General features: G+C 69.5%; 10 protein-coding genes. 2 read left to right on the top strand and 8 right to left on the bottom strand.

Features of this window, described 5'->3' with window-relative positions; translation table 11 throughout:
• Positions 1-6: 6 nt before the first annotated feature.
• From OWC43_RS09945 to OWC43_RS09930, 4 genes are read right to left on the bottom strand one after another with little or no spacing between them, the layout of a single operon-like run.
• Positions 7-3,099: an efflux RND transporter permease subunit gene (locus OWC43_RS09945; RefSeq protein WP_238308510.1), complete on the bottom strand. Its 3,093-nt coding sequence runs from the start codon at positions 3,097-3,099 to the stop codon at positions 7-9.
• Between the two features lie 43 nt (positions 3,100-3,142).
• The gene (locus OWC43_RS09940) at positions 3,143-4,366 is read right to left on the bottom strand and encodes an efflux RND transporter periplasmic adaptor subunit (RefSeq protein WP_137830652.1); all 1,224 of its coding nucleotides are present in this window, start codon (positions 4,364-4,366) and stop codon (positions 3,143-3,145) included.
• Entirely contained in the window at positions 4,366-4,989 is a 624-nt protein-coding gene (locus OWC43_RS09935; protein ID WP_393956528.1) for a TetR/AcrR family transcriptional regulator, read from the bottom strand. The genes OWC43_RS09940 and OWC43_RS09935 overlap by 1 nt, the downstream gene beginning before the upstream one ends.
• The gene (locus OWC43_RS09930) at positions 4,986-5,237 is read right to left on the bottom strand and encodes a hypothetical protein (RefSeq protein WP_373324516.1); all 252 of its coding nucleotides are present in this window, start codon (positions 5,235-5,237) and stop codon (positions 4,986-4,988) included. Before OWC43_RS09930 ends, OWC43_RS09935 begins: the two co-directional genes overlap by 4 nt.
• A gap of 240 nt (positions 5,238-5,477) precedes the next feature.
• On the opposite strand from OWC43_RS09930, the gene OWC43_RS09925 reads away from it, so the two are divergent.
• Positions 5,478-6,215, top strand: coding sequence for a hypothetical protein (locus OWC43_RS09925; RefSeq protein WP_393956526.1), 738 nt, complete (start codon positions 5,478-5,480; stop codon positions 6,213-6,215).
• A gap of 212 nt (positions 6,216-6,427) precedes the next feature.
• Positions 6,428-8,758: a Tex family protein gene (locus OWC43_RS09920; RefSeq protein ID WP_393956525.1), complete on the top strand. Its 2,331-nt coding sequence runs from the start codon at positions 6,428-6,430 to the stop codon at positions 8,756-8,758.
• A 41-nt stretch (positions 8,759-8,799) separates the two neighbouring features.
• On the opposite strand, the gene OWC43_RS09915 is transcribed toward OWC43_RS09920, so the two are convergent.
• The 4 genes from OWC43_RS09915 to OWC43_RS09900 form a co-directional block, all read right to left on the bottom strand.
• Complete coding sequence (locus OWC43_RS09915; protein ID WP_393956523.1) at positions 8,800-10,962, bottom strand: molybdopterin-dependent oxidoreductase; 2,163 nt, start codon at positions 10,960-10,962, stop codon at positions 8,800-8,802.
• Positions 10,963-11,134: 172 nt separating this feature from the next.
• The gene (gene glgB, locus OWC43_RS09910; protein ID WP_393956521.1) at positions 11,135-13,504 is read right to left on the bottom strand and encodes a 1,4-alpha-glucan branching protein GlgB; all 2,370 of its coding nucleotides are present in this window, start codon (positions 13,502-13,504) and stop codon (positions 11,135-11,137) included.
• Positions 13,505-13,649: 145 nt separating this feature from the next.
• On the bottom strand, positions 13,650-16,916 hold the full coding sequence (treS, locus tag OWC43_RS09905) for a maltose alpha-D-glucosyltransferase (RefSeq protein WP_137830646.1): 3,267 nt from the start codon (positions 16,914-16,916) through the stop codon (positions 13,650-13,652).
• A gap of 133 nt (positions 16,917-17,049) precedes the next feature.
• Complete coding sequence (locus tag OWC43_RS09900) at positions 17,050-20,427, bottom strand: maltotransferase domain-containing protein (RefSeq protein WP_393956520.1); 3,378 nt, start codon at positions 20,425-20,427, stop codon at positions 17,050-17,052.
• Positions 20,428-20,435 lie beyond the last annotated feature (8 nt).

Here is a 20,435-nt window from a genome sequence, read left to right as displayed (position 1 = left end):
CGGCCTCTAGTGAACGCTCGGGGCCGGATGGGACACGGGCGCCTCGTCGCGCGGGCCGACGAAGCGGCCGAGCCCGCGCCCGATCAGGCTCCCGAGGCTGTCCATCAGCAGGAACACCGCCGGCACGAAGACCAGCGAGAGCAGGGTCGAGACGATGAGGCCGGCGATCACCGCCACCGCCATCGGCGCGCGGAACTCGCCGCCGATGCCGAAGGCCATGGCCGAGGGCACCATGCCGGCCGCCATGGCGATGGTGGTCATCACGATGGGCCGCGCCCGCTTGCGACCGGCATCGACGATCGCCGTGACGCGATCGACGCCCGCCCGCATCTCCTCCACGGCGAAATCGACCAGCATGATCGCGTTCTTGGTCACCAGCCCCATCAGCATCAGGATGCCGATGACCACCGGCATCGAGATCGGCATCTTGAAGATCAGGAGGCCGAGGATGGCGCCACCGATGGAGAGCGGCAGCGAGAACAGGATGGTGAGCGGCTGCAGGAAATTGCCGAACAGCAGGACCAGCACCGCGTAGACCATCATGATCCCGGCGCCCATCGCCATGAGGAAGCCGGAAAACACCTCCTGCATGATCTCGGCATCGCCGACCTGGCGGATCGTCACGCCCGGCGGCAGGTTCTTCGCCGTGGGCGTATTCAACGCTTGCTCGATGAGCGAGCCCAACGCGTCGGAGCCCTCCATGTTGGCTTCCACCGCCACGCGCACGACGCGGTCGTAGCGCTCGATGGCGCCCGGCCCCTGGTCGAGTTCGATGTCGGCCACCGCGGCGAGGGGCACGGCGGTGCCGTTCTTGGCCGGTACCTTGAGGTTCTCCAGCCGCGCGACCGCGCCGCGGGCGCTCTCGGGCAGCTGCACCCGGATCGGAACCTGCCGGTCGGCGGCGTTGAACTTGGCGAGGTTCAGACCGATGTCGCCGATCGTGCCGACGCGCACGGTCTCGGCGATGGTGTCGGTCGAGACGCCGAGATCGGCCGCCGCGCCCTCCTTCGGGCGGATCCGCACCTCCGTGCGGTTGAGGGGGGCGGTCGACATCACCGAGACGAGGTGCGGGATCGCCGCCATGTCGCGCTGGAGCCGGGCGGCGACCTCGCTGACCACGGTGACGTCCGGCCCGCCGACGACCAGGGCGAGATCGCGCTGGCCGCTGTCGCGCAGGGTCCAGGAGCGGATGTCGGGCTCGTCGGCGAGCAGGCCGGCGATCTCGGTCTCGAGCGTCCACTGGCGCTTCACGCGCTGGTTCTTCGGCTTGAGATTGACGATCAGCGTCGCGAGCCGCGTCTCCTTCTTGCCGCCGGCCTGCCGTCCGCCGTCGACGAAGACCGAGACCACCTCGGGCAGCGCGCGGATTCGCTCCACCACCCGGTCGGCGACCGCGATCGTATCGGGCAGCCGGGCGCCGGGGGCCAGTTCGAGCATGAACAGGGTGCGGGCGTTGTCCTGCTTGGGGATGAAGCCCGAGGGCAGCAGCTTGGTGGAGGCGAGCGAGCCGACGAACAGCGCGAGCCCGACGAACAGCGTGATCCATTTGTGGCGCACCGACCAGCCGACGAGGCGGCCATAGGCGCGCATCACCGGGCCTTCCTTCTCGTCCGCATGGCCGTGGTCGCGCAGGAAATAGGCGGCGAGCAGCGGCGTGATCAGCCGCGCCACCAGCAGCGACATGAACACCGACACCGCGATGGTGAGGCCGAACTGGATGAAGTAGCGCCCGGCGATGCCGCCCATGAAGGAGACGGGCGCGAACACTGCGATCAGCGTCGCCGTGATGGCGATGACCGCCAGCCCGATCTCGTCGGCGCCCTCGATCGCCGCGCGATAGGGGGATTTGCCGAGCCGCATGTGCCGGACGATGTTCTCGATCTCGACGATGGCGTCGTCGACGAGGATGCCGGTCACCAGGGTGATGGCGAGCAGGCTGATGCCGTTGAGCGTGAAGCCCAGCGCATCCATCGCCCAGAAGGTCGGGAAGACCGAGAGCGGCAGGGCGATCGCCGCGATCAGGGTGGCGCGCCAGTCGCGCAGGAACAGGAACACCACGATGACCGCGAGCAGCGCCCCCTCGATCAGGGTGTGCATGGCGGAATCGTAGCTGCCGATGGTCGCCGCGACCGAGGAATCGATCGTCTCGAAGCGGATGTCGGGATAGCCCTCGCGGAATTCCGCGATCTTCGCTTCCACGCCCTTCGCCACTTCCGCGTCGCTGGCGCCGGAGCCGCGGGAGACCGAGAAGGCGACCACCGGTTCGCCGTTGAAGCGGGCGAAGGTGCGCGGCTCCTCGATCCCGTCCTCGACCGTGGCGAGATCGTCGAGGCGCACCTTGCGACCGCCGGGCAGGACGATGGAGGTGGCCTTGAGATCGCGGATGGTGCGCGAGGCGGCGAGGGTGCGGATCGACTGCTCGCGCCCGCCGATCTCGCCGCGCCCGCCCGCCATGTCGGCGGAGGTGGCGCGCACCTGCCGGTTCACTTCCGCCGCGGTGATGCCGAGCGCCAGCAGCCGGTCGGGCTGGGGCGTGATGCGGATCTCGCGGGCGACGCCGCCGACGCGCTCGACGCCGCCGACGCCCTTCACCCCCTGGAGCGTGCGGGCGACCTTGTCCTCGACGAACCACGACAGCTCGGCCGGCGTCATCGCGGGCGCCGTGACGCCGTAGATCAGGATCGGCAGGCCGGTGATCTCGACCCGCTGGATCACCGGCTCGTCGATGGTGCGCGGCAGGTTGATGCGGATCTTCGAGATCGCATCCTTCACGTCGTTGACGGCGCGGTCGGTGTTCACCTCGAGCCGGAACTCGACCGTCGTGACCGAGGAGCCTTCGGTGATCGCCGAGGTGATGTGCTTGACGCCCCTCACCCCCGCGATCGAATCCTCAACCCACTTGGTCACCTGGGTCTGCAATTCGGAAGGCGCCGCGCCCCCCTGCGTGATGGTGACCGAGACGATCGGCACGTCCACGTTCGGCATGCGCGTGACCGCGAGCCCCCGGAAGCTGACGAGGCCGAGCACGATCAGCACGAGGAACAGGACGAGGGGCGCGATCGGGTTGCGGATCGCCCAGGCGGAGACGTTCAGGCGCATCGGGGCGACCCGTTCAAGGATTCAAGACAGGGGCGGACGCGCGTCAGCGCGCGTCGGCGGTGGCCTGCGGCGCGGGGGCGGCGGCGACTGTCGGCGTTCGTGTGGTGACGGAGATCGGACGGACCCGGTCCCCATCCCGCAAGAAGCTGCCAGCGCGGGCGACGACCCGCTCGCCCTCGTTGAGACCCGCGCGGATCTCGATGTCGTCGTCGTCGGACAGGCCGGTGCGGACCTCGCGCGATTCCACCCGGTCCTCGGCGACGACGAGGACGGAGCTGCGCTTGCCCCCGCCATAGAGCACGGAGGCCTGGGGCACGGTGACGCCGCGGGTGCGGGCGAGTTCGACCGCGCCGCGCACGAAGGTGCCGATGCGCAGGCGCGGATCGGGATCGAGGCGCACGCGCACCTTGCCGAGCCGGCTCGCCCGGTCGACCTCCGGATAGACGACGCGGACGCTGCCCGCGATGCGCTCGCCCTCGCCGATCTCGATGAAGGCGGGCGAGCCCTCGCGCAGGAGCGGCAGCTTGGTCTCGATGACCTCGCCCTCCAGCTCGATCTCGCCGCGGGCGATCAGGCGGAACAGCGGCTCGGCGGACGAGGAGGCCGACATGCCGATGCGGGCCGTGCGGCGGCTGACGATGCCGGCCTCCGGCGCACGGATTTCCGTGCGGGCGAGGCGCAGTTCGAGTTCGGCCTTCACCGCCTGCGCCTGGGCGAGGTCGGCCCGGGCGATCGAGAGGCCGTTGCGGGCGAAGGTCAGCTTGCCCTCGGCCTGGCGCAGCAGGGCGGTGCGGTTCTCCATCACGGCCGCCGTGGCGTTGCCGGTCTGCATGAGCGACTTGGCCCGCTCGAAGGAGAGGCGCGCTTCGGTCTCGGCGGCCTCGGCCTGCTCGATGCTCGCCTGAGCCTGCGGCAGAGCGGCGGACGCCTTCTCGACGAGCGCCGCCTGCTGCGCGAGCTGGCGGTCGATCAGGTCGCGGTTGAGGCGGGCGAGCACCTGACCCTTGGCGACGCGCGTGCCCTCCTCCACCAGCAATTCGACGATGCGGTAGCCGTCGATCTCCGGGCTGACCAGGATCTCGTCGCGGGGCACCAGCGTCCCGGTGACGACGACGCGCTCGACGATCTCGCGGCGCGCCGCCTCGACCACGCTGACCGCGGGCAAGCGCGGCGTCGCGGGTGCCGGCACCTCGGCGCGCGCGGCGGGCGCGGCGGCGATGGCGAGCGCCGTCGCGGTGAAGAGAAACAGGCGGCGGGCGGCTCTCATCAGGCGGCCTTCTCGGCGGCGGGGACCGGACCGGCGAAGCCCGCATCGATCAGGGCGAGCAGCTGCCGGATCGCCGGACCGGCATCGTAGTCGGGAATCAGCGCCCGGCTGACGATCAGCCCCTTCATCAGGGGGGCGACCGCCTCGAACAGGCCGACGGCATCGCATCCCGGCGCGATGGCCGAGAACGTCTCGATGAGCCACATGCGGCCCTCTTCGTCCCCGCGCGCGATCATGGCGCCGATGGCCGGATTGCGCGTCGCCTCCCCCCAGAGATCGAGGCGCAGGATCGCCGCGCCGCGGGTCATCTCGGAGAAATAGGCCGCGAGGATGCCGTTGAGGACGCCGCGACGGTCGCCGGCCCGCTCCAGCATCTCGACCAGGACGGCACCGCGCTCACGGTCGCGCTCAGCGAGGCCCAGGACGACGGCCTCCTTGGAATCGAAGTAGCGGTAGATGTTGCCGGGGCTCATCGCCGCCTCGCGGGCGAGATCCTGCATCGTCGTCCGGTGGAAGCCGTTGCGCACGAAGCAGGCTTCCGCCGCGTCGAGGATGTGCGCCCGCCGCGCTGCCTGCGCGGAGGTCGGCTCGATCGGAGCCGCGGTGACGGCGCCCAGGCTCATGACGCCCGCGCCAAGTCGAGGCCGGCGCGGTCCGCGGCGCCGGGCAGCACGGCGCAGGCGCGGGGCTGGAGGTCGAGATCGGCGCAGAGCCGGGCCTGCCAGCCCGTGGCACCCGCACCGGTCCAGCCGATCAGCGCCAGCCAGCCGAGCGCCACCACGGCGCAGAGGGCGAGGTTGGCCGGGGTGCAGACGTCCCGGACCACGCGCAGGGCCAGCATCCCGAGACGGTTCGGGCGGGCCGAGGGCATTTCCCAACGATGATCGAGAGACGGGCTCACCGGCACCTCCTGCGCTGTGAAGGTTGATAGTGAACGTTCATTCTCATGTCAATGAACGTTCATTCTCATGCTCGGGCATGCGGTGCGGCCGAGCACGTTCGGCATCAGCTGTGGCCGCGATGCGACGCCGGATGAACCCTCGGCGGCAGGCGGGCGGAGCAGGGCCGCCCTCCCCTTTCGCATCGGGGCCGCGTCGGGTTAGGCCGTGCCATGGCGACATCGGAATGGCGCTCGTCGCGCAACGCATCGGCCCGCGCCCGTCTGGAGCGCTCCCTGCACCCGGGCTTTCCGGCCCATGTCCTGCACCATGCGCTCAGCCGGCCGCTGACCCCGCCGACGCCGAGCCGGGCGGTGGCGAGCTATTGGCGCCATCACGTGCTGCGGGCCGACCGCCTCGCCCGCGCCCTCGCCGCCCGCTCCGGTGCGCCCGAAGGCTGGACGTGGCAGGTGGGACGCGGCGAGGGGTTGCCGACGAGCTTCCGGGTGCCGCCCGCCCCCTTTCGCGAGGAGCGTCACGCCCCCGGCCCCGGCGCCTGCCGGATCTGCGGGCAGCCGGTCTTCCGCTTCGGCTGGCACCGAGACCTCGCGGGCGACGGCGCGCCGAGCCGCCGCGCATCCTGGCACGCCGCCTGTGTCGTCGCCTGGGAGTTCTGGTGCGCGCCGAGCGACCACCTCAAGGAATTGAAGGCGCGCCAGCGCCATCGCTGCGCCGTCTCCGGCAAGCGCCTGCTGCGGGGCGCGGAGGTCGATCACCGGCTCCCGCTCTACCGGGTCTGGCGCGAGGAGCGCGACCTGCCCTGGCCGTTCCTGCTGGCCTATTGGGGCGCGCCGAACCTCCAGGTCGTCAACCGCGACGGCCATGTCCTGAAATGCCGCGAGGAATCGGACGAGCGCGCCGCCCTGCGCCGGGGGGCGCTGCTGGCCGCGCCGGACGACGATCTGCCCTGACCGGCAGGACTGCGAGCGCAAGCCCCATCCTCGCCGTCATCGCGAGGCGCTGACGAGCGGTCTCGTCATGATGACGGAGGGAGGAAGGCCGGCCTCCAGACTATCATGCGGCGGCCGGCGCCCTCCCCCGATCCGCTTCCGCCTTGCGTCTCGCCGCCAGCGCCTTATCCCCGTGGCCCCGACGAATCTGCCGCCGCGATGGAGAGCCCTGGATGGCCGTGACGAAGACCGTGAACGGGCTCATCGCCGAGGAACTCGGGGTGCGCGAGGGACAGGTCGCGGCGGCGGTCGAGCTGCTCGACGGCGGCTACACCGTTCCCTTCGTTGCCCGCTACCGCAAGGAGGCAACCGGCTCCCTCGACGATGCGCAGCTGCGCACCCTCGCCGAGCGCCTCGGCTACCTGCGGGACCTCGCCGAGCGGCGCGCCGCGATCATCGAGAGCGTCCGGTCGCAGGGCAAGCTGACGCCGGAGCTGTCGGCGGCGATCGCGGGCGCCGAGACCAAGGCGCGGCTGGAGGACATCTACCTGCCGTTCCGCCCGAAACGCCGCTCCAAGGCGCAGTCCGCCCGGGAGGCCGGCCTCGCGCCGCTGGCCGAGACGCTGCTGGCCAAGCCCGAGACGCCTCCCGAGCGGGCGGCGCAGGGCTACGTCGCCGCCGACAAGGGCGTCGAGTCCGCCGAGGCGGCGCTGGAGGGCGCCCGCGCCATCCTGATCGAGCGCTTCGCCGAGGATGCCGACCTGATCGGGCGCCTGCGCGAGGATTTCTGGAAGTCCGGCGAGGCGGTCTCGCGGGTGCGCAAGGGCAAGGAGGCGGCGGGCCAGAAGTTTTCGGACTATTTCGACTGGCGCGAGCGCCTGGAGCGGATGCCCTCGCACCGGGTGCTGGCCCTCTTCCGCGGCGAGGCCGAGGAGGTGCTGGAGATTGGGCTCGCGGCGGAAGGCGAGGATTCGCCGTCCGGCATCCCCGGCCCGTTCGAGCTGGCGATCTGCCGACGCCACGCCGTCTCGGCCCGCGGACGCCCGGCCGATGCGTGGCTCATCGAGACGGTGCGTGTGGCGTGGCGCACCAAGATCCGCACCGGCATCAAGGCGGACCTGCGCACCCGCCTGTTCGAGCGGGCGGAGGATGCCGCCGTGAAGGTCTTCGCCGGCAATCTCAAGGATCTGCTGCTGGCCGCCCCCGCCGGCGGGCGGGCGACGCTCGGGCTCGATCCGGGCTACCGCAACGGCGTGAAGGCGGCGGTGGTCGATGCCACCGGCAAGGTGCTCGCCGTCGAGACGACCTATCCGCACGAGCCGCAGCGGCGCTGGAACGAGGCGGTCGCGGCCCTGTCGAAGCTCTGCCGCCGCCATAGGGTCGAACTGATCGCGGTCGGCAACGGCACCGCCTCGCGCGAGACCGACAAGCTCGCCGCCGAGATCCTGTCGGCCAACCCCGATCTGTCCATGGCCAAGGTCATGGTCTCGGAAGCCGGCGCCTCGGTCTATTCGGCCTCCGCCATCGCCTCCAAGGAATTGCCCGACCTCGACGTGTCGCATCGCGGCGCCGTCTCGATCGCAAGGCGTCTTCAGGATCCGCTGGCCGAACTCGTGAAGATCGACCCGAAATCCATCGGCGTCGGCCAGTACCAGCACGATATCGGCGAGCAGAAGCTGTCGCGCTCCCTCGACGGCGTGGTCGAGGACGCGGTGAACGCGGTCGGCGTCGACGTGAACACCGCCTCGGTGCCGCTGCTGGCGCAGGTCTCGGGTCTCGGAGAGTCGGTCGCGACCAAGATCGTGGCCCATCGCGACGGCAACGGCCCGTTCCGCACCCGCGCCGCGCTCAAGAAAGTGCCGGGGCTCGGGCCCAAGACCTTCGAGCTGGCCGCGGGCTTCCTGCGCATCCCCGACGGCACCGATCCGCTCGACCGTTCCGGCGTCCATCCGGAGGCCTATCCGGTGGTGCGTCGCATCCTGGAGGCGACGAAGAGCGACATCAAAGTGCTGATCGGCAATGCGGCCGTTCTCGGCGGGCTCTCACCGGAGCGCTTCGCCGACGAGCGCTTCGGCGTGCCGACGGTGCGGGACATCATCGCCGAGTTGGAAAAGCCCGGCCGCGATCCCCGCCCCGCCTTCAAGACCGCGAGCTTTCAGGAGGGGGTCGAGAAGATCTCCGACCTCAAGCCGGGGATGCAGCTGGAGGGCGTCGTCACCAACGTCGCGGCTTTCGGCGCCTTCGTCGATATCGGCGTCCACCAGGACGGGCTGGTCCACATCTCGGCGATGGCGCGCCGCCGCATCGCCTCACCCTCCGAGGTGGTGAAGGCCGGCGACGTGGTGCGGGTGCTGGTGCTGTCGGTGGACGTGCCGCGCAAGCGCATCGGCCTGTCGATGCGCCTCGACGATCCGGTGGACGGGACGCCGGCGGCGCAGCGGAGCGCCGGGCCGCGGCCGGCTCCGGTGGCGCAGCGGCCCGCGCCGCAGGCCTCCCAGCCGGAGCGCGGTGGGGCGCTGGCCGATGCGTTCCGCCGGGCGAAGGGGCAGCCGCCCGGACGCTGAGGCGTCTCTCCTCCCCACGAGGGGGAGGAGACACGCGCCCATCAGTTCGAGCGCGAGACCTCGACGAGGTTGTCCGAGAACGACGGCGCGTGGCCCATGTCGGTGAAGGCGCCCGAGGAGATGCTGTTGACCGTGCCCTCGTTGAGCTGGCGCCAGTAGCCCAGCGTCGCCACCACGATGCCGGCATTCACGTCGTCGGTGATCCGCGCCACGCCCTTGAAGGCGCCGCGGTCGTTGCCGACCTGGACCCGGTCGCCGTCACGGATGCCGCGGGCGTCGGCGTCGGCTTGGTTGATCATCACGAACTGCTCGCCCTGGCCCTTCTGCTTGTCCTCCATGTTCGCGTAGCAGGAGTTCAGGAAGTAGTGGCTCTTGGGCGAGACGATGTTGAGCGGAAAGCGCTTGGCGAGCTCCGGATCGTTCGTGTGGGACTCGCGCGGTCCGAGATAGTCGGGCAGCGGGTCGAGCGCCTCGCCGGGCTGGAAGCCCTCGTACATCTGCCGGAACGGGGGGGCGACGAAGTTCGTAGCGCCCTCGACCTTCAGCATGCACTTGCCGGTGGGCGTCGGGAAGTTGCCCTCCTTATGCGGCGCGCGGTCGTCCGGCGTGCCCACTTTGAGGCGGGCGAAGCCGTGCTCGCGCATATAGGCGAGGTCGATGCCCTCGCAGGCCGGCGACGACCAATCGACGTAGTGCTCGAGGCACTCGCTGTCGCTCCATTTGAAGTTCTCTTCCTCGAAGCCGAGCCGCGCCGCGAGCTGGCGGAAGATCTCGTTGTTCGGGATCGCCTCGCCCGGCGCCTCGGCGCACTTGGTGTTGTAGGTGAGGTAGAGGTGGCCCCAGGACAGGATCATGTCCTCCATCTCCGCGCCCATCGTCGCCGGCAACAGGATGTCGGCGTAGGAGGCGGTATCCGAGATGAAGTGCTCGGCCGAGACCATGAACAGGTCCTCGCGCATCAGCCCCTGGACGATCTTGTCGGTCTCGGGTGCCTGCGTGACGGGGTTCGAGTTCCAGCACATCATCGACATGATCGGCGGGTCGAGCTGCATCTCGCCGGTCAGCGCCCGGCCGATCTGCAGGTTCGAGACGACGCGGGTGCCCTCCGGGATCAGGTCCGGGCGACAGATGACGTCGAATTTGTAGGGGTGCTCCCAGACGCCGAACTGGGTGATGCCGCCGCCGACATGGCGCCATGCGCCGGTCAGCGCCGGGATGCAGGCGACCGCCCGGATGGTCTGGCCGCCGCCGTAATGCCGTTCCAGCGCCACGCCGATGCGGATGCCCACCGGCTGCTCGGTCGCCATCTCCCGGGCGAGCTGACGGATATCGTCGGCGGAGACGCCGGTGATCTCGGCGGCCCATTCGGGCGTGCGGGTGGTGGCGCGCTCCTTCAGCTCCTCGAAGCCGACCGTGTGGTTGTCGACGTAATCCTGATCGACGAGCCCCTGCTCGATGATCGAATTGATGAGCGCCATGGCGAGCGCGCCGTCGGTGCCGGGCTTCGGCGCGATGTGCCAGTCGGCGGCCTTGGCGGTGCGTGAGGCGTAGGTGTCGATCACGACGACCTTGGCGCCCTTCTTCTGGGCATCCTTCACGATGGCCCAGTGGTGCAGGTTCGTGCTGATCGAGTTGCAGGCCCAGATCACGATGTATTTCGAGTGGATGTAGCTGTCCGGGTCGAGGCCGGCGGTCGGGCCGACCGTGAGGAGCCACGCGGTGCAGGAGCCCTCGCCGCAGAAGGTGCGCTCGGTCACGGTCGCGCCCAGGCGGTTGAAGAAGGCGTCGCCGCCGTTCAGCCCGTGCACCAGACCCTGGTTGCCGAGATAGCTGTAGGGCGCGATGGCCTGCGGACCGTACTGGTCGATGATGGCCTTCCAGCGCGTGACGATGGTGTCCAGCGCCTCGTCCCAGCTGATGCGCTCGAACTCCTTCGAGCCCTTCGGGCCGACCCGCTTCATCGGGTAGAGTAGCCGGTCGGGATGGTAGTGGCGCTTCTCGTAATCCTTCAGCTTCACGCAGAGGCCACCGCGGGTCATCGGGTGGTCCGGATTGCCGCGCACGCCCTGAAGCTGTCCGTCCTTGACGTCGAACAGCATCGAGCAGGTATCGGGGCAATCGTGCGGGCAACCTCCGAAGAACGTTTCCGTCAGGCTCTCGGCCTCGGCGACGATCAGGGAGTCCGGCTTGACGATCTCGTTCATGTGTCCTCCGCGCTCGAGCCGGGCCTCGTTCGACGGGCCGGTTTTCGATGGCTGGAGGCAGCATGCCTCATTTCAAGAATAATTCAAAACGGGCATCCGGCGCCGGCACGATAGCGCATGGTGACGTGACGAGGATCGGGACCGCGGCGACGCGGTCCCGGAGCGTGACGGGTCAGCCCTCGCGCACGAGGATCAGCGTGGCCAGCGGCGGCAGGGTCAGGCTGAGCGAATGGGACTGGCCATGGCTCGGCTCGGCGTCCGCCTGGACGCCACCCATATTGCCGACATTCGAGCCGCCGTAGCGCTCGGCATCGGAGTTGATCGCCTCGCGGTAGCGCCCCCCGCTCGGCACGCCGACGCGGTAGCCTTCCCGCACCACGGGGGTGAAGTTCGAGACCACGATGGCGATCTCGCCCTCGTTCTTCCCCTTGCGGGCCCAGGCGATAACCGAGTTGTCGGAATCGTCCGCCACCAGCCACTGGAAGCCGCCGGGCTCGACGTCGCGGCTGTGGAGGGCCGGCGTCGACGTGTAGACGTGGTTAAGGTCGCGGATCAGATCCTTGAGGCCGCCATGGAGCGGATCCTCGAGCAGGTGCCAGTCGAGCGACTGGTTGTGGTTCCACTCCCGCTCCTGGCCGAACTCGCCGCCCATGAAGAGCAGCTTCTTGCCCGGATGGCCCCACATGAAGCCGAAATAGGCGCGCAGGTTCGCGAATTTCTGCCAGCGGTCGCCGGGCATCTTGCCGAGCAGCGAGCCCTTCCCGTGCACGACCTCGTCGTGGGAGAGCGGCAGCACGAAGTTCTCGGAGAAGGCGTAGAGCAGCCCGAAGGTCAGGTTGTGGTGATGGTAGCGCCGATGGATCGGATCCTCCGACATGAACTTCAGGGTGTCGTGCATCCACCCCATGTTCCACTTGAAGCCGAAGCCGAGGCCGCCTGTATAGGTCGGGTGCGAGACCCCGGGCCAGGAGGTCGATTCCTCGGCGACCGTGATCGTGCCCGGGGCGTGGCTGTAGGTCGCCTCGTTGGTCTTGCGCAGGAAGTTGATGGCGTCGAGATTCTCGTTGCCGCCATACTGGTTCGGGATCCACTCGCCCGCCCGGCGCGAATAGTCGAGGTAGAGCATCGAGGCGACCGCATCCACGCGCAGGCCGTCGAGATGGTAATGCTCCAGCCAGAACCGGGCGTTGGCGGTGAGGAAGGCCGAGACCTCGTCGCGGCCGAAATTGTAGATGTAGGTGCCCCAATCCTGGTGGAAGCCCTGGCGCGGGTCCGCATGCTCGTAGAGATGCGTGCCGTCGAACAGGCCGAAGCCGTGGGCGTCGAGGGGGAAGTGGCCCGGCACCCAGTCGAGCAGCACGCCGATGCCGGCCTCGTGCGCGGCGTCGACGAAGGCGCAGAACTCCTCCGGCGTGCCGAAGCGGCTGGTCGGCGCGAAGAGCGAGACCGGCTGATAGCCCCAGGAGCCGTCGAACGGGTACTCCGTGATCGGCAGCAGCTCGATATGGGTGAAGCCGAGGTCCTTGACGTAGGGGATCAGCCGCTCGGACAACTCCTTGTAGGTCAGGTAGCGGTTGCCCTCGCCGGGCACCCGCGCCCAGGACCCGAGATGGACCTCGTAGACCGACATCGCGGAGTGGCGCGGATCGCCCTTGCCGCGGGATTCCATCCATGAGGCATCGTTCCAGGCCGGCTCTCCCAGACCGTGCAGGATCGAGGCCGTCTGCGGCGGATGCTGCGCCCGGAAGGCGAGCGGATCGGCCTTGAGCGGCTGCAAGGCGCCGTCGGGACCGCGGATCTCGAACTTGTAGTTCTGACCGGCGGTGAGGCCCGGCACGAACAGTTCCCAGATGCCGCCGTTGCGCCACAGGCGCATCGGGTGACGGCGTCCGTCCCAATCGTTGAAGTCGCCGACCACGCTGACCCGGCGGGCATTCGGCGCCCAGACCGCGAAGCGGTAGCCGTCGATGCCGTCGAGGGTGCCGGCATGGGCTCCGAGCACGCGGTAGACGAGGTTGCTGCCGATCTCGCGCAGGCCGTCGATCTCGTGCTGCTCCAGCGAGGGGCCGAAGCCGTAGGGATCGTGGCGGCGCGCCGTCGAGCCGTCCCAGGCCTCGACCTCGATCTCGTAGAGCGGGCGGCCGTCGCTCTTCACGCTGGCGACGTAGAAGCCGTCGGGATGCACGCGCTCGAACGGCAGCCTCTGGCCGCCGGTGAGCAGCCGGGCGCCCTTGGCCTCGGGCAGGATCGCGCGGATTTCCCAGGCGCCGGGACCGACCTGATGCGGTCCGAGCACGCCGAAGGCGTCGCCGTGATCGGCAGCCATCACCGAGGCGACGGCCTCGGGGGACAGGTGCGTGTCGCGGGGCTGGGAGACGGGGCGACCGGCGCGCGGTGCGCCGCCCTCTCCGGCCGACGATTCAGGAGACCGGGGGGCTGACGCCGCCTCGGCCACGCCTGACCTGTTCGGGACGTCGGCGGCCGCGCGGCCCTCGTTCGAGGCTGCCGCCGGGGAGGTCGCCTTGTCGTCCAGAGCCGTCATGCAGTCACCTCTTCCGATGCGCCGTCTAGGTCTGCTTCGATGTGACAACGAGCCGGGGGGCTTCGCGCTCCGCCCCGCCCGTCGCTTCGTTCAGTCTCTTGAGCCGGACCGGCATGGGGCCGGTCCGGCCCTCACGCGGCAGAGATCAGGCCGAGGCGCGGTCGCGCTTGGCCTCGTCCAGCATGTTGAGAACCCCGCGTGCCGGGATTTCGATCCAGTCGGGTCGGTTGTTGACCTCGTAATCGACCTCGTAGAGCGCCTTCGCCAGGAGGCTCAGACGCAGCAGCCGCCGATGGGTGTCGGCGTCCTCGACCGCCGCTTGGCTGCCGGCGACGGCCTGACCGTACCCGTCGAGGAACGCTGCATCGATCATGCCGCGCCACGCGATCGAGGCGTTGCGGGCCCGCTCCGCGCTGTCGCCGAAGCGGGCGGCGATCTCGCGCACCACCGTCTCGGCCCCGTAGGCGAAGGAGCGCAGCATGCCGGCCACGTCCCGGAGCGGCGTCGATTTGGCCCGGCGCTGCTCGACCGGCCGCGAGGGCTCGCCCTCGAAATCGACGATGATGAGATCCCCCTCCGAGGCCAGCACCTGGCCGAGATGGTAGTCGCCGTGGATGCGCGTCTTGGTGGCGCCCCGCAGCGGCCCGGAGGCCAGGTCTCCGATCAGCGCCTCGACCTCGCCGCGCCGCGCCGCGAGCGCCTCGGCGGCCGAACCCGGCGACCAGGCGGTGATCGCGTCGAGCCCGCGGAAGGCGCGGGAGGCCTGATGGCGGGCGTCGTCGGCCAGGGCCTTGAGGTCGGATTCCGTGAACGGCTCGACCGCGAAGGCCGGGTCGTCGGTCGGGGTGGCGAAGGCCTTGTGCAGCTCGGCCGTGCGCTGCCCCAGCAGGATCGCCCAGCGCAGATGCGAGGCGAACGCTTCCTCCGGCGTCGGCGCCTCGCTCTCGGGGGCGAGCACGACGGTGTCGAAATCGCGCCGCAGCCCCTCCAGCATCAGGGTCCAGGCATCGCCCTGATTGAGGACGAATTTCTGAAGGAGCGCGAGCGCCGTGCGGGTGCCGTCCTCGGCAACGTGCTCGACCACGCCGAGCAGCGCCGGCGTGTTGGCGAAATGGGCCTCCTCCGTGAGGAAGCGGCCGATCTCGATCTCCGGATGCGTGCCGGGCTGGAGGCGGCGCAGGAGCTTGAGCATCATCCGGGCGCCGATGGCGATGGAGGTGTTGCTCTGCTCCGCCGAGAGGCGGCGCACGTCGGCGGCCTCGAACGGCACCTCCGGATCGTAGGCCGAGGTCGTCGAGAAGACGATCTGGCCGCGCTCCGAGGGGATCGTCGCGCCGTCGCGCATCGCCTCGATCAGGGCGATCGCGAAGGGCGCGGCGGCTGCGGCCTCGTAGAGCAGGCCGGTGCGCGGGCCCCGCCGCACGCGGGCGACGGCGTGATCAAGCAGGGATTCGTCCTCGCGGCCCTCGTCGACGGCGAGCGGCACGAAGTAGTCCTGGCGCTCGCCATTCGCCAGCGTCACGGCGACCCGCGGCAGCAGGAACTTGCCCTCGCCCGCATCGTCCTTGACGATCGCGCTGTCGTCGACCTGCACGGCCTTGATGCGCGAGCCCTTGGCCCCGAACCAGCGGCGCGAATTGATGAAGGCCGGGGCGACGGTGCGCTCGAAGGCGGTGCGCTCGCGACCCTTGATCAGGGTCTCGACGCCGCCGGTGAGCACCAGCGTGAACAGTTCGGGCGTCGCCGGCTGCGGGCCGATCTCGCCGGTATTCGCCGCCGAGAGCGAGAACCAGTAGAAGCCGTAGGCCGGCAGCGTCAGCAGGTAGGGCAACTCGCCGATGGCCGGGAACTGGCTGCCGCCGGTGAGCTCGACGGGGATCGCGCCGCGCAGGTCCGACAGGTCGAGCTGCACCGCCTGCGGCGCCCGCGAGAGGTTGGCGACGCAGAGGATGCGCTCGCCCTCGTGCTCGCGCAGCCACGCCAGGACCTTGCGGTTCGTCGGATACAGGAACTGGATCGCGCCGCGCCCGAGGGCGACGGAGTTGTTGCGGATCGCGATCATGCGCCGCGTCCAGTTCAGCAGCGAGGTCTGGGCCTGGGTCTGCGCCTCGACGTTGATGGCGTCGTAGCCATAGATCGGGTCCTGGATCGCGGGCAGGAACAGCTTCTGCGGATTGGCCCGCGAGAAGCCGCCGTTGCGGTCGGGCGACCATTGCATCGGCGTGCGCACGCCGTCGCGGTCGCCGAGATAGATGTTGTCGCCCATGCCGATCTCGTCGCCGTAATAGAGCACCGGCGTGCCGGGCATCGACAGGACGAGGGACTTCATCAGCTCGATCTTGCGCCGGTCGTTCTCCAGGAGCGGCGCGAGGCGGCGGCGGATGCCCAGATTGATGCGGGCGCGCCGCTCGGCGGCGTAGAACGACCAGAGATAGTCACGCTCTTCGGCCGTGACCATTTCGAGCGTCAGCTCGTCGTGGTTGCGCAGGAAGATCGCCCATTGGCAGCCCTCGGGGATCTCCGGGGTCTGGCGCATGATGTCGGTGATCGGGTGCCGGTCCTCGCGGGCGATCGCCATGTACATGCGCGGCATCAGCGGGAAGTGGAATGCCATGTGGCATTCGTCGCCGTCGCCGAAATACTGCGCGGTCTCCTCCGGCCACTGGTTGGCTTCCGCCAGGAGCATCCGGTCGGGATAGCTCTCGTCGAGGGCCGCGCGGATCGCCTTGATGACGTCGTGGGTCTCGGGGAGGTTCTCGCAATTCGTGCCGTCGCGCTCGATCAGGTAGGGGATCGCGTCGAGGCGCAACCCGTCCACGCCCATGTCGAGCCAGTAGCGCATCACCTCGATCACGGCCTCCAGCACGGCCGGATTGTCGAAGTTGAGGTCGGGCTGGTGGCTGTAGAAGCGGTGCCAGAAATACTGCTTGGCGACCGGGTCCCAGGTCCAGTTCGAGGCCTCGGTGTCGAGGAAGATGATGCGCGTATCGCCGTACGGCTCGTCGGTGTCCGACCAGACGTAGAAATCCCGCTCCGGCGAGCCGGGAGGGGCCTCGCGGGCGCGCTGGAACCAGGGATGCTGGTCCGAGGTGTGGTTGATGACGAGCTCGGTGATGACGCGCAGGCCCCGCTCATGCGCCGCCGCCACGAAGGCCCGGAAATCCTCCATCGTCCCGTAGGAGGGATTGATGTCGCGGTAATCGGCGATGTCGTACCCGTCGTCGCGCAGGGGCGACGGGTAGAACGGCATCAGCCAGATCGCCGTCACGCCAAGGTCGCGGACATAGTCGAGCTTCTGGGTCAGGCCCTCGAAGTCGCCGATCCCGTCATTCGTCGAGTCGAAGAACGACTTGACGTGGATCTGGTAGATGATGGCGTCACGGTACCATTGCGGATCGCTGCGATCGATCATCGCGTCGCTGCCTCACGTCACTTCGAGAGCGGGGCCGGCGCGCACGACGCCGGGCTGCGAGCCTGCTGAGCCCGCTTCTTGGCGAGAACGCGACGGACACGCCGCTTTCTGCCGATCTCACGTCGGAGCCGGTTCAAACAACCCGGCGCGGGCGGATGCGCCAGACGATCGCCGAGCGTTCGGCGGGGTCCAGCGCGATGCGGTGGCTCTTGCCGTAGAGCTCGAACGTGTAGCCCTGCAGCAGATCCTCGACCTCGACGGCACCGTCGTCGGGCAGGCCGAACAGCCAGAGCGGCACCTCGTAGGTGCATTCCTGGCGGTTCTTCGGGTCGAGATTGACCATCACGAACACGCAATTGTCCCGCTCCGGCGTCACCTTCGCGTAGGCGATGATGTTGTCGTTGAACGCGCCGGTGAAGTGGATATTGCGGAAGTCCCACAGGGCCGGGTTGTCCCGGCGGGCCTGATTGAGCTTGATGATGTGCTCGCGAATGTTGCCGGGGCGGTGGTAGTCCCACGCCTTCAGCTCGTATTTCTCCGAGTCGAGATACTCTTCCTTGCCCGGATACGGCGCGGCCTCGCACAGTTCGAAGCCGTTGTAGATGCCGTAGATCGATGAGAGCGTCGCCGCGAGCGTCGCCCGCACGATGAAGCCCGGCCGGCCGCTCGTCTGGAGATAATACGGATTGATGTCCGGCGTGTTCGCGAAGAAGTTCGGGCGGTAGTACTCGCCCATCTCGCCGGCGAGTTCGAGCGCGTACTCGGTCAGCTCGGCCTTCGTGTTGCGCCACGTGAAGTAGGTGTAGCTCTGCTGGTAGCCGGCCTTGGCGAGCTTCTTCATCATCTTCGGCCGGGTGAAGGCTTCGGCGAGGAAGATCGCGTCGGGATAGGCCGCGTTCACCTCCCCCAGCATCCACTCCCAGAACGGGATCGGCTTGGTGTGCGGGTTGTCGACGCGGAAGATGCGGGCGCCGTGGGCGCACCAGCCGAGCACGATGTCGCGCAGCTCGATCCAGAGCGAGGGCAAGGCCCCGCCGTAGAAGTGGACGTTGGAGATGTCCTCGTACTTCTTCGGCGGATTCTCGGCGAATTTCAGCGTGCCGTCGGGCCGCCACTCGAACCATTCGGGATGGTTCTTGATCCAGGGATGGTCCGGCGAGCACTGGATCGCGAAGTCGATCGCGACCTCCATGCCGTGGGCGTGGCTCGCCGCGACCAGCTGGCGGAAATCCTCCAGGGTGCCGAGTTCCGGGTGGACGGCCTCGTGGCCGCCCTCCTCCGAACCCACCGCGTAGACCGAGCCGACATCCCCCTCCAACGCCTTGAGGGTGTTGTTCTTGCCCTTGCGGTTGGTTTTCCCGATCGGGTGGATCGGCGTGAAGTAGAGCACGTCGAAGCCCAGTTCGCGGATCTCCGGCAGGCGCGCGATCACGTCCTTGAAGGTACCGTGGCGGTTCGGGTCGCCCGATTGCGAGCGCGGGAAGATCTCGTACCAAGCGGAGAAGCGGGCGGCCAAGCGGTCGGCGATGACCGGGACATTCACCGGATAGCGCGAGAGGTTCACCCGCTCGGCGTTGCGCCGGACCAGCGAGGCGGCCTCGGGCGCCAGGATCTTCTGCAGGATCGCGGGCGAGCCCTCGGGCTCCGCCGCGAGCGACGCGATCAGGGCTTTGAGACGCTCCTTGTCGCGGCCCTCCGCGAGGTCGGCGGCGATCTGGACGAGCTCGACGCCCTCGATCGTCTCCAGCCGCACGTCGACGCCCGCGTCGCGCTTCTTCAGCGTGTCGCGGACCCAGGACGAGAAGCCGTCGCGCCACGCCTCGATGGTGAACTCGTAGCGGGCGTTCTTCTCCAGTGGGAAATGGCCGGCCCAGCGGTCGTTGTCGACGAAGATCATCGGGTCGCGCCGCCACGTCGCCGCGCCGACGACGCGGGAGAGGATCGCCGCGTTGATGATCTCGTGGCCGTCGGAGAAGATGTCGGCCTCGACCCGCACCTGCTCGCCGACGACGCGCTTGACCGCCGAGCGGCCGCCGTCGATCTCGGGACTCACCGCCTCGATGACGACGCGGCCCTGGCCGTCGGGCGTGGTGGAGGGCGGGGGCGCGGCGACCTTGGCGCGCTCTGCCACGAGAATGCGCAGCTCGCCGGGCGTCAGATCGATGCTGGCGCCGGGATGGAAGGCGATCGGCTCGGCATCCGGTGTGCGGTCGAGGAAGCTGCCGAGCAGGCCGCCGGTTCGGGCGATCAGCGCGCCGGCATCGACGGGCGCGGGCGTCTCCCCGGGATTGTAGAGCACCAGCGTCGCCGAGTTCGCGGAGGCCGCGTGGCCGGTATCGGTGCGGAACAGGGCGACGAAGGGGGCGTCGGGCGCCGAGAGACGCATCTGCGCCCCCTCGACATTGGCCGCCGGGACCTCGGCCTTCAGGGCGTTGATCGCGGCGATGGTGCCGGAGATGTCGATGCCGGTCTCGTGCTCGCGCGAGCCGGGGCTCGTCTCGACCACGTGGAGCGCGCGGCGATAGCCCCATTCGTAGCCGATCGGCATCAGCACGCCCGCCGAGAAGAAGGCGGCGAGCGCGTAGCGGGCCTTGAGCCGGGCGGCCACGGCCTCGGGCCCGCCGGGGATCTCGGCGGCCAGCCGCGCCATGTCGTGATTCTCGGGGAAGGCGATGGAGGGCGCCACCACCCGCAGGCGCTCGTACTGCTCCAGGGCCCAGGGCGCCTTGAGGTTCCACCAAGCGAAGGAGTTGAACAGGTAGTCGAAGCCCGCGCCCGCCGTCGCCTGCGCCTCCTCGAAGGTGCAGCCGAGCGTCTCGGCGGCGAACAGGGTTTGCGGCTCGCGCGCCTTGGCGGACCGGATCAGGGCGCGCCAGACATCCGGCGGCACCTTGTAGGCGGCGTCGCAGCGGAAGCCGCGCACGCCGAGCGTCTGCAATTTGGCGATGTAGCCATCGAAGATATGCGTCAGCTCCGAGCGCGCGTGCTCGGAATGATAGTCGAGTTCGATCAGGTCGCCCCAGACCGTGCGCTTGCTCGGATCGTCGGGATCGATCGCCGCCGGACTGACCGGCTTGCCCTCGCTGTCGCGCACGAACAGGTCCGGCCGCTCGTGGAGCAGGCGGGCGTTGTCGGCGGTGTGGTTGATGACGAGGTCGCTCATCACCGCGATGCCCTGCGCGGCGGCTTCCCTGCAGAAGCGGGCGATCTGCTCGTCGTCCGGTGTCCCGTCCTGATCGCGGAAGCGGTCGTCGAGCCGGTCGAGATCGGCCACCGCGTAGAGGCTGCGCGAGCCGCCGGTCTGGTGGAAGGGGTTGAGGTAGATCCAGTCGAAGCCGAGCCCGGCGATCCGCGGCAGCTCCGCGGTCCAGGCCGAGACCGTGCCGACGAGGAGCGGGAACAGGTTGTAGATGCGCGGTCCCTCGGCGCGGGGCGCGAAGGCGGCGGGCAGCGCCACGGTTCCCGCGTCGGTCCGCGCTGCGGGCGTCACGGCGGTGTTCGGTGCGTTCATTCTCGCCT

Origin of the sequence: Methylorubrum sp. POS3, assembly GCF_043352485.1 — a bacterium.
GTDB classification, from domain to species: Bacteria; Pseudomonadota; Alphaproteobacteria; order Rhizobiales; family Beijerinckiaceae; genus Methylobacterium; species Methylobacterium suomiense.
Note: the sequence above shows the minus strand (reverse complement) of the source record. Positions and strands in the feature narration are given on the sequence as shown.

Coding starts and splice junctions, on each gene's coding strand:
- OWC43_RS09945 (WP_238308510.1), bottom strand. CDS start 3,099: ATGCGCCTGAACGTCTCCGCCTGGGCGATCCGCAACCCGATCGCGCCC.
- OWC43_RS09940 (WP_137830652.1), bottom strand. CDS start 4,366: ATGAGAGCCGCCCGCCGCCTGTTTCTCTTCACCGCGACGGCGCTCGCC.
- OWC43_RS09935 (WP_393956528.1), bottom strand. CDS start 4,989: ATGAGCCTGGGCGCCGTCACCGCGGCTCCGATCGAGCCGACCTCCGCG.
- OWC43_RS09930 (WP_373324516.1), bottom strand. CDS start 5,237: ATGCCCTCGGCCCGCCCGAACCGTCTCGGGATGCTGGCCCTGCGCGTG.
- OWC43_RS09925 (WP_393956526.1), top strand. CDS start 5,478: ATGGCGACATCGGAATGGCGCTCGTCGCGCAACGCATCGGCCCGCGCC.
- OWC43_RS09920 (WP_393956525.1), top strand. CDS start 6,428: ATGGCCGTGACGAAGACCGTGAACGGGCTCATCGCCGAGGAACTCGGG.
- OWC43_RS09915 (WP_393956523.1), bottom strand. CDS start 10,962: ATGAACGAGATCGTCAAGCCGGACTCCCTGATCGTCGCCGAGGCCGAG.
- glgB (WP_393956521.1), bottom strand. CDS start 13,504: ATGACGGCTCTGGACGACAAGGCGACCTCCCCGGCGGCAGCCTCGAAC.
- treS (WP_137830646.1), bottom strand. CDS start 16,916: ATGATCGATCGCAGCGATCCGCAATGGTACCGTGACGCCATCATCTAC.
- OWC43_RS09900 (WP_393956520.1), bottom strand. CDS start 20,427: ATGAACGCACCGAACACCGCCGTGACGCCCGCAGCGCGGACCGACGCG.